An 8915-nucleotide genomic window follows, 5' to 3' on the forward strand; every position below is an offset into this window, starting at 1 on the left:
TCATAAGGACGGCAGCAGCGACCGTGAGCTCGATGATGGTCATGCCCTCGGCACCGCGCCGTCCTGCTCTCGAGCGCACACGACGGAAGGCTCCAGCTCGCGTCATGACGTCGGACACTTCACCGCTCCGGTGGTCGGATCCGTCGTATTGGCCGTGATGTTCGAGGTGTTCCAGGTGTACAGGGCTTCGCCGTCGGGAGGCACAGGCGTATTGCCTCCGACACCTACGCAGTTGACAGTGACCGTGTAGCTGAAGTTCTTGTAGACCTGAAGAACGAGACTTGTCGCCGTGCAGCTCGACCCGCAGCCATTGATATCGTTTTGGATCTCGAACTTGTAGGTTTGGGTGGTGTCGACGGCCTCCACGGCCAGGGTGGCCGTCCCGGCGGGATACGTGTTCTCGATGGGCACAGTCAGGGTGACGATGCCCGATCCCTTGGGCGCCGGGGCGACGGCTATGAACAGATAGATCTGCGAGGTCTGCCCGTTCCAGATGCACGTCGAGCTCAGGTTGGTGGCCGTCTGGTATCCAGTTCCCGACAGCGTGATGTCGAACAGTCCGGACTCGATGACGTTGTTCTTGGGGCTCCCGTCCCCGTTCCACGCGGCCTGGCCGGTGGCGTCGGTCGTGACGTCGGGAGGGTTCGTCTGGCCCTGCTGCTGGGTCATGTGGACCTTGACACCGCTGGCGGGGCTCCCGGTGCTGTCATAGACGTACGCGGTGAGGAAGCCGGTGCCTGTGGTCCCGTCCCAGGTGCAGCCCGCTTGCTTCCAGCGGCTGGTGTAGCTCGTGGTGGTGCCTGCCGCGCCCGTCGTGCACGTGAACGACGAGTCACCGGCCGAATAGGCGACCCAGGTGGAAAGGGAGCCGCCTCCAGAGTTGGTGACCGTGCAGGTGTAGGCGGTGCTGGCGGACAGGCCGCTGGTTACGCCGAAGCTGCCGTCGGACGAGCTACCCGAAGCGATGGTCGTGGCTCCCTGCAGGACCGTAACGGTGAAGCCGTCCGGGGGCACCTCGGCCAAGCCGGTCGTCGGGTCGGTGACGACGTTCCCCGACGTGTCGACCTGCTGGAGGTCGATCTCCAAGGCGGTGACGGCAGTCGGATTGTTGGTCGTGGCGCCGCTGACATCCGTCTGGGAGCTGTAGGTGAAGCTCGAGCCGGAGGTGGACGTGAGGGTCACGAAGACCGTCTTGTAGGAGCCATTGGCCGTGCCGACCCAGCGGGTCTCGGTGAAGGAGAAGCAGGACCCAGCAGACGACGTCGAACAGCTGGTGCCGCTCACCTGGCTGTTGGTCAGGTTGACCGACTTCGAGTAGCTCAGGCAGCTGCTCCCGGCGCACCCGGCGGAGCCGTAGACGGCGGTGTAGCCGCTCTTGGTCGGGATCGTGTTGTCGCTGGGGTCCATCGCCAGCCGGGTGTAGGTCATCGACCGGAGCGACTCGAGCTCCTGGTTGACGTAGGAGACGGCCACCTGCCGGACGCGGGTCCTGAGGCTCGCGACCATCTGGGACCCGGCCAGCTGGGCCAGGCCGGTCAGGGCGATCGCGAGGAGCAGCATGGCCACCATGACCTCGACCAGGGTGAAGCCGCCCTCGCCGGTCTGATGGCGCCTCCGCAGCCGCGCCGCACTCCTGAGCACCTGGTGCACGCTGGGATATCGGCGTTTCCGGCCGGGACCTTGAAACACCCGTGGGGCGGTTCGCGGCTTTTGTGGCTAGGAAGGGCTAAGGCTCGGGCGTGGATCGCCGATGAATCATTCCGATGCCCGACTGCCCCTCAGCCCTTCGGTCCCGGCGCCTGTTCACGCTGCCCCAGCGCTTCGTCTACCTCGTGGCGGGCCTGGTGATCGCCAGCGGGCTGGTGATCCACGCCCTGGTGGTCGACTCCGGCCTGGTCGCGGCGGCGGTGCAGGGCGCCCTGGTCCTCGGGGCCACCCTGGTGGGGCCGGCGGCCATGTACGTCCACGCCGGCCAGGACGGGGTGACCATCCGCAACCTGCTGCGGACCCATTGGGTCCCGTGGGGCGACGTGCGGGGATTCACCCTCGACGACCGCTTCCCGTACCTCGCCTACCTGGATGTGGCCGACGGGCGGGAGGTGCCCCTCCTGGCCATCGCCGACGATCCCCTGTTCACCCGGGCGGCGGCCCACGACCGCAACATCGCCATGATCGAGGGCCTCAACCTCATGTGGCGGGAAGAGGTCGTGCGGGCCACGACCGGGGTCCTGCCGGCGCCCGTTGCAACGGCGGCGGCCGCCACCACCAACGCCTGACGCCACGCCAGGCCCCCGGGCCCGGTAGGCCGGACCCCCATTAGTGTCCGGCCGGTGAGCCAGGTGGCCCGCCGGTTCGTGTCCGCCGAGGCTCCCGGTCTCGGGCGGGCCGGGGCGGGGGGCCACCCCTGCCAGGGCGTGTGGCACCACCCCGCCCGAGAGGCCCGGTCCGCGGTCGCCTTCGTGGCCACCCACTACGAGGTCGACTTCTCCGAGCACTACCTGGCCGATCTCCTGGCGCAGCGGGGGTTCGGCTTCCTCGGCTGGAACACCCGCTACCGGGGCCAGGGGGCCTACTTCCGGCTGGCCGGCGCCGTGACCGACATCGGGGTCGGCGTGCGCTGGGCGCGCGAGGAGGCCGGAGCCCGGACCGTCGTGCTGCTCGGCAACTCCGGAGGGGCGTCGCTGATGGCCGCCTACCAGGCCCGGGCGTTGGAGCAGCCCGACCCGGACCTCCCGCCCGCCGACCTGTTCGTCTCGCTCAACGCCCACCCCGGCCGCCCCGACGTCCTCACGTCGTGGCTCGACCCGGCCGTCACCGACGAGACCGACCCGCTGTCGGTGTACTCCGGCCTCGACATGTTCAACCCGGACCACGGTCCCCCGTACCCACCCGAGTTCGTGGCCCGCTACCGGGCGGCCCAGGTGGAGCGGAACGAGCGCATCACCGGCTGGTGCCGGGCCGAGCTGGAGCGGTTGGGGGCGCGCGGGGCGTGGGACCGGATGTTCGCCGTGCCGAGGACCTGGGCCGACCTGCGCTTCCTCGACCTCACCCTCGACCCCTCCGACCGTCCGGTCGGGTGCTACGGCGGTGACCCCCGCACCGCCAACCTGGCGCCGGCCGGCCTGGCGGCGGCGTGCACCCTGCGGGGGTGGCTGGAGATGTGGAGCCTGGCCGAGTCGGGCTGCCGGGCCGGACCCCACCTGGCCCGGATCACCCAGCCGGCGCTGGTCGTGCAGTCCGCAGCCGACCAGGGCTGCTTCCCCTCCGACGCCCGCGCCATCCACGCCGCCCTCGGGTCGGCCGACCGCACCCTGGTGAGCGTCCCCGGGGACCACTACCTGCTGCATCCGGCCGGCGCCCGCGAGTCCGTGGCCAGCCTGATCTCCACGTGGGTCAACGAGCGAGTCAGTCCGGGAGGCTGATCCCCAGCTCCTCGGCCCGGCCGGCCACCTCCTCCGGAAAGACGTTCTTGATCAGGTAGAGGTCCCGGGACAGGTTGTAGGAGGGGGCCAGCTCCTTGGCGTAGCGCTCGAAGTACAGGAGCTGCTTGCTGATCAGCACCAGCTCCCGGGGGGCCACGGCGCCGAACTGCTTGGCCAGCTTGATGTTCTCCCGCATCAGCTCGCCGATGCTGATCTCGCCGATCGAGCGGTCGAGGAGCGGGTCCATGGTGGCCTTGACGACCAGGCCGATCTCGTGGTCGTCACCGATGTCCGGCGGCATGACCCCGACCCGCTTCCAGTTGCGGACGATCCGGGAGTAGTCCCCGTCGATCATGGCGGTCCGCTGCATGTCCCGGAAGATCTCGCGCCACATGGGGTCCAGCTCCCCCATGATCCCGAAGTCGAGGAAGGCGGAACGCCCGTCGTCGAGCACCCAGAGGTTGCCGGCGTGGACGTCGCCGTGGAAGGGACCGTGCACGAGGGCGGCCTCCATCCAGACCTTCACGCCCCGGCGCAGCACCAGCTCTCCGTCCACCCCCCGCCGGCGCAGTGAGGCGAACTCGTCCATCGGGGTCCCGGTCATCCGCTCCATGCAGATCAGATGGGGGCCGCAGTAGTCCCAGTACACCTCGGGGGCGGTGATCCATTCGTTGTCACCGAAGGCGCCGATGTTGGTCCGGAACCGCGTCTGGCGGTCGGCCTCGAGGGCGAAGTTCAGCTCCTCGTTCGTCACCTGGTGCAGGTCCTCGACCATCGCGACCGGATTGATCCGGGCCCCGGCCTTGGTCTTTCCTGCCAGTCGGGCCAGCCGGTACATGATCCGCAGGTCGGAGTTCATCCGCCGGGCGATGTCCGGGCGCTGCAGCTTGACGACGGCGTCCCTCCCGTCGGGGAGCACGCAGGCGTGCACCTGGGCGATAGACGCCGCCGACAGCGGCCGGTCCTCGAACCGGCGGAAGAGCCGGGCGGGTGGGTGGCCGAGGTCCTCCTCGATCATCCGGTGGGCGGTGTCGGCGTCGAACGGCGCCACCTCGTCCAGGCACCGCAGGCAGGCGTCGGCCAGCGGAGCGGGGAACAGCCCCGGGGAGGAGGCGACCAGCTGCCCCAGCTTCACGAAGGTGGGGCCGAGGCGCTCGAAGGCGTCCACCAGCCCGTCCGCCGCCACCGAGACGAAGGAGCCCCGGCGCACCCGCACGACCCACAGGAACACCGCCCGCAGGACCGAGAGAACGAGTGCCGTCGCCACCCACCAGATGTGGCGGAGCTCGGCCAGGCCGAACCGTCCGAGCGGGGGCCGGATCACCTCCAGGGCCTCGGGGGGTGGTCCGTCGCAGTAGGGGCCGGCGAAGCCGATGATCACCCCGGTGGACGAAAAGGTCTCCGCCGTGCCCGATTCGGGCCCATTCGCGCTCACAGGGCGAAGGTACCTGCCGATCTACACTCCTCGAGACCCCGTGCGTCGCATTCCCCTACTTCTCGTCGCCCTCCTGGCGCTGCTGGTGGCAACCCCGGCCCTTGTACCGAGCCGTCCCGCCGCGGCCGACGGCGGTCAGGTGGCCGGCATGGTCCTGTCCTCCAGGGGCCAGACCCAGTCGACGGCCGAGGCCGTCTCCCGGATGAAGGCCGACGGGATCAACACGGTGTCGCTGTTCGTGTGGTGGTGGACGGACAACCCCCAGTCGACGACGCTGGCGCCCTACGGCCAGACCGAGCCCGACGCCCAGCTGAGCGCCCAGATCGCCACCGTCCGCCAGGCCGGCCTCAAGGTGATCCTGGTTCCGATCTTCTACTGCGGCTCGTGCGAGGGCGGCTGGCGGGGTGTGATGCAGCCCAGCGACGACAACGCCTTCTTCGCCTCCTACCAGCAGTTCATCGACCACTACGCCCGCCTGGCCCAGGCCGACGGGGTGTGGCTGTTGTTCGCCGGCAGCGAGATGACGACCCTCGAGGGAATGACGCCGCAGTGGCAGAGCGTGATCTCGTCGGTGCGCCAGAACTACAGCGGGCTCGTCGGCTACGAGCAGAACTGGGACGTGCTGGCTCATCCCCAGTTCCTGTCGGACGTCGACGTGGTGGGCGTGTCGGCCTACTTCCCACTCGACGACGGGGCCCAGCCGACCGTGAGCCAGCTGGTGGCCGACTGGAGCAACAGCCACGCCGCCGCCGACGCCGGCCGCAACTGGGTCGGGGACCTGACCCACCTGGCCAACACCACGGGAAAGCCGATCCTGTTCGGTGAGGTCGGCTACATGGACAGCACCTACGCGGGGCGCCAACCGTTCCTGAACAGCTTCACCGCCGCCGACAGCCAGCTCCAGGCCGACCTTTACCAGGCCCTGCTGCAGACGTTCTCGGGCTACAGCTGGTGGATGGGGGTGTCGTGGTGGGAGTGGTCGGACAACCCGGCGGACTCCAACCGCACCCCGATGGGCCAGCCGGCCGAGCAGCTGCTCCAGAAGTGGTACGCCCAGGGGTGGCGCCCCTCCAACGCCGACCCGACCGGCGCCCCGGCCACCGGCACGTCGGCGGGAAGCCCGACGGTGGGCAGCCCGACGACCCTGGGCAGCGCGTCCGGCGGTCACGGGACGACCACGACCACGGGGGCCGGGCTCCCGGGAGGGGCGGTGTCCAGCCCGGCCCTGGCCGGGGCCACGGGCCGGCTTCCGTCTGAAGCGGCGCCCTCGGCGCCGGCCGTGCCCGGCCGGGGGACGCGCCCAGGCGGGGCGGCGCCCGGCGTGCTGGCCGCCGGCCCGGCCCTCTCGGCCGACGGATCGACGCCGGGGGGGGCCGGAGTCCCGGGGCAGGCGGTGCTGGCAACCAGCGGGATCAGCGGGCGCGGCCCCGGCTTCTACACCGCCGCCGCCGTGGCCGCCCTGGCCCTGGCGCTGGCCGCGGCTCAGCTGCTGGCCGACCTGACCCGGCGCCCGGCCCTGGCCGAGGCCCGGGCCCGCCGGCGCTCGGCCGTCACGGAGCACCTCCGCTCGATCCCGCAGCGGTGACCACCACGACCTTGCCGACGGCCCGGCGCTGCCCGAGCTCGTCGAGGGCCTCGGCGGCCCGCTCCAGCGGGTAGACGCCGGACACGACCGGGCGCAGCCGTCCGTCGGCGTAGAGGCGGGCCAGCTCGGCGAAGTTGCGGCGGTTGTCGCCGGCCCGCCGGCCCGTGAAGGCCCCCCAGTACACGCCGACCACCGCCGCGCCCTTCAACAACGTCAGGTTGAGGGGCAGCTTCGGGACGTACCCGCCGGCAAAGCCGACCACGAGATAGCGCCCCTGCCACGCCATGCTGCGGAAGGCGGGCTCGGCCAGGTCGGCGCCCACCGGGTCGTACACCACGTCCACACCCCGCCCGTCGGTCAGCTCCCGGATCCGGGCCCGCAGGTCCTCCTCGGCGTAGTTCACGGTGAGGACGGCGCCGTGCTCCCCGCACACCTCGAGCTTGGACTCCGACGAGGCGGCGGCGATGACCACGCCTCCCAGGGCGGCGGCGATCTCGACCGCGGCCAGCCCCACCCCGCCGGCGGCGCCGAGGACCAGCACCGTCTCCCCCGGCTGGAGGGCGGCCCGGTCGACCAAGGCGTGGTACGACGTCCCGTAGGCGGTGGGGAAGCCGGACGCCGTCGCCGCGTCCATGCCGTCGGGCACCGGGAGCAGCGCTCCCGCCGGCACCGCCACCTTCTCGGCAAAGCCGCCCGCCCCCGTGAGGGCCATCACCCGCCCTCCCGTCTCCACCCCCTCCACTCCGGGCCCGACGCCGGACACGACCCCCGCCACCTCTCCTCCCGGAATGAACGGAAGTCCGGGCTTGAACTGGTACTCGTCCTTCAGCATCAAGATGTCGGGGAAGTTGGCGGCCGAGGCGTGGACGTCGATCACTACCTGGCCCGGGCCCGGCTCGGGATCGGGAACGGTCTCGACGCGCAGGACGTCGGGTTCCCCGAACTCGTGGCAGACGACGGCCTTCACGAGACGGTGTGCTCGTCGAGCCACTCGCGCAGCGGGGCGGTGACGGTGAGGAAGTCGACGATGCGCTTCTTGGCCGCCGCCGTTCCCAGCCACGCCCCGACCGGCCACTGCTTCCACGCCGTGATGCCCTTCTGGCGCAGAAGATCGATGCGGGGGTGATCCTTCGGGTAGCCCTTCGGCGCCGTCTTCAGCACCTCGTGGGCGTCGACGTCGATGGCCTTCTTCCGCAGGCCCCCGACGATGCGCACCAGCTCCCCGCCGCTGCGGTCGTCGGCCACCGCGGCGCGGTAGCGCTCGAGCTGGTCGGGGGCGGGCATGTACATCCCCGTGCCCACCCCGAGCGCCTCCGAGTTGAGCTGGAAGTAGCCGCCGGCGTTGTGGGCGGCCAGATGGGTCTTGTACGGGGACTTGTCGGCGGTGAAACGGACATCCCGGTAGGGCCGATAGATGCGGCCCTCCCCGAACTCCGGCTGCAGCTCCGCCAGCAGCGCCTCCATCGGAGCGCGGACCTTGGCTTCGTAGAGCGACTTGTGCTCGGTCCAGTACGTCTTGGAGTTGTCGGCCTCCAGGCCCTCGAAGTACTCGACGGCCTCGACGGGCCAGCCCCGGAAGCGGTCGGGAGACATCGGCCGAAAGCTACCGGGCGGGCAGGTGGCCGGGCTCGTGGTGCCGAATCCCTGCAGCATGATGACGGCGCCCCTCATGCGGCCTCTGCCCCGGGCCCGTTTCATCCCCGTCGGGACCACGCGGGCCTGGACCGTGCCGGCGCGGGGTCCCCGTTGGCTGCAGTGGCGCCGGGTCCGCCAGGCGATGGAGGACCATCGCCGGCGGGGCTGGGAGCCGATGCACGACCCCCGCCCGCCCGTGTACGGGCCCGACGGCTGGCTGCTGACCTTTCAGAAGGTCAGGTGATGATGTAACTCTGGCCCGGTGGGTCAGGGTTACGCCTTCGGGGACAGCGACCGGGCCGCCCGCCGGCTGGAGCTGGTGGCGGCGGTGTTCGCCGGGCCGACGCACGAGCTCCTCCGTAGAGCGGCGCAGATGTACGGCCCCGCCGAGCTGGCGCTGGACCTCGGGTGCGGACCGGGCCTCTCCACCGAGCTGCTTCACACCACGGTGGGTCCGGCCCGCACGGTCGGGCTCGACTCGTCTCCGGCGTTCGTGGCGCGGGCGTCCGCACGCGCTCCGGCCGGCGAGTCGTACGCCGTGCACGACGTGCGCTCCGTCCCGTTCCCGGAGGCGCCGGCCGACGTGGTGCTGGCCCGGCTGCTCCTGGCCCACCTGCCCGACGCCGCCGGGACGGCGCGGACGTGGGCCACCCAGCTCCGCGTGGGCGGGCTGCTGATCCTCGACGAGATCGAGTTCATCCACACCGACCATCCGGTGCTGGCGCGCTACGAGGAGCTGGCGGTGGCGGTGGTGGCGGCACGGGGCGGGCCGATGTACGCCGGGCCCGAGCTGGCCGCGTCCGGAGCCCTCGAGGGTGACGGGTTGACCGTGCGCAGC

The 8915-nt window shown here is 71.2% G+C and carries 9 protein-coding genes; 5 read left to right on the forward strand and 4 right to left on the reverse strand.

Annotated features, from left to right (window positions below; genetic code table 11):
- Positions 1-102 precede the first annotated feature (102 nt).
- Complete coding sequence (locus VFW24_16315; protein HEX5268333.1) at positions 103-1641, reverse strand: prepilin-type N-terminal cleavage/methylation domain-containing protein; 1539 nt, start codon at positions 1639-1641, stop codon at positions 103-105.
- Between the two features lie 122 nt (positions 1642-1763).
- On the opposite strand from VFW24_16315, the gene VFW24_16320 reads away from it, so the two are divergent.
- Together VFW24_16320 and VFW24_16325 are read left to right on the forward strand one after the other, a co-directional pair.
- Positions 1764-2276 carry a PH domain-containing protein gene (locus VFW24_16320; GenBank protein HEX5268334.1) on the forward strand — a complete coding sequence of 171 codons (513 nt, stop codon included), beginning with the start codon at positions 1764-1766 and terminating at the stop codon, positions 2274-2276.
- A gap of 54 nt (positions 2277-2330) precedes the next feature.
- Positions 2331-3422 (forward strand): hypothetical protein, encoded by a 1092-nt coding sequence (locus VFW24_16325; protein ID HEX5268335.1) that lies wholly within the window; start codon positions 2331-2333, stop codon positions 3420-3422.
- Here VFW24_16325 and VFW24_16330 read toward each other — a convergent pair.
- Positions 3406-4857 (reverse strand): AarF/UbiB family protein, encoded by a 1452-nt coding sequence (locus tag VFW24_16330; protein HEX5268336.1) that lies wholly within the window; start codon positions 4855-4857, stop codon positions 3406-3408. The genes VFW24_16325 and VFW24_16330 overlap by 17 nt on opposite strands.
- A 40-nt stretch (positions 4858-4897) precedes the next feature.
- Here VFW24_16330 and VFW24_16335 point away from each other — a divergent pair, with 40 nt between their 5' ends.
- The gene (locus tag VFW24_16335) at positions 4898-6442 is read left to right on the forward strand and encodes a hypothetical protein (protein ID HEX5268337.1); all 1545 of its coding nucleotides are present in this window, start codon (positions 4898-4900) and stop codon (positions 6440-6442) included.
- On the opposite strand, the gene VFW24_16340 is transcribed toward VFW24_16335, so the two are convergent.
- Together VFW24_16340 and VFW24_16345 are read right to left on the reverse strand one after the other, a co-directional pair.
- Positions 6408-7409 (reverse strand): NADPH:quinone oxidoreductase family protein, encoded by a 1002-nt coding sequence (locus tag VFW24_16340; GenBank protein ID HEX5268338.1) that lies wholly within the window; start codon positions 7407-7409, stop codon positions 6408-6410. The two genes, VFW24_16335 and VFW24_16340, sit on opposite strands and share 35 nt — an antisense overlap.
- Complete coding sequence (locus VFW24_16345; GenBank protein HEX5268339.1) at positions 7406-8035, reverse strand: DUF2461 domain-containing protein; 630 nt, start codon at positions 8033-8035, stop codon at positions 7406-7408. The genes VFW24_16340 and VFW24_16345 overlap by 4 nt, the downstream gene beginning before the upstream one ends.
- A 25-nt stretch (positions 8036-8060) precedes the next feature.
- On the opposite strand from VFW24_16345, the gene VFW24_16350 reads away from it, so the two are divergent.
- Complete coding sequence (locus tag VFW24_16350; protein ID HEX5268340.1) at positions 8061-8321, forward strand: hypothetical protein; 261 nt, start codon at positions 8061-8063, stop codon at positions 8319-8321.
- Positions 8322-8339: 18 nt separating this feature from the next.
- A partial coding sequence (locus VFW24_16355; protein ID HEX5268341.1) for a class I SAM-dependent methyltransferase occupies positions 8340-8915 on the forward strand: 576 nt, incomplete at its 3' end.

The sequence above is a fragment of the Acidimicrobiales bacterium genome, assembly GCA_036273495.1.
Classification (GTDB): Bacteria; Actinomycetota; Acidimicrobiia; order Acidimicrobiales; family JAJPHE01; genus DASSEU01.

Coding starts and splice junctions, on each gene's coding strand:
- VFW24_16320 (HEX5268334.1), top strand. CDS start 1,764: ATGCCCGACTGCCCCTCAGCCCTTCGGTCCCGGCGCCTGTTCACGCTG.
- VFW24_16345 (HEX5268339.1), bottom strand. CDS start 8,035: ATGTCTCCCGACCGCTTCCGGGGCTGGCCCGTCGAGGCCGTCGAGTAC.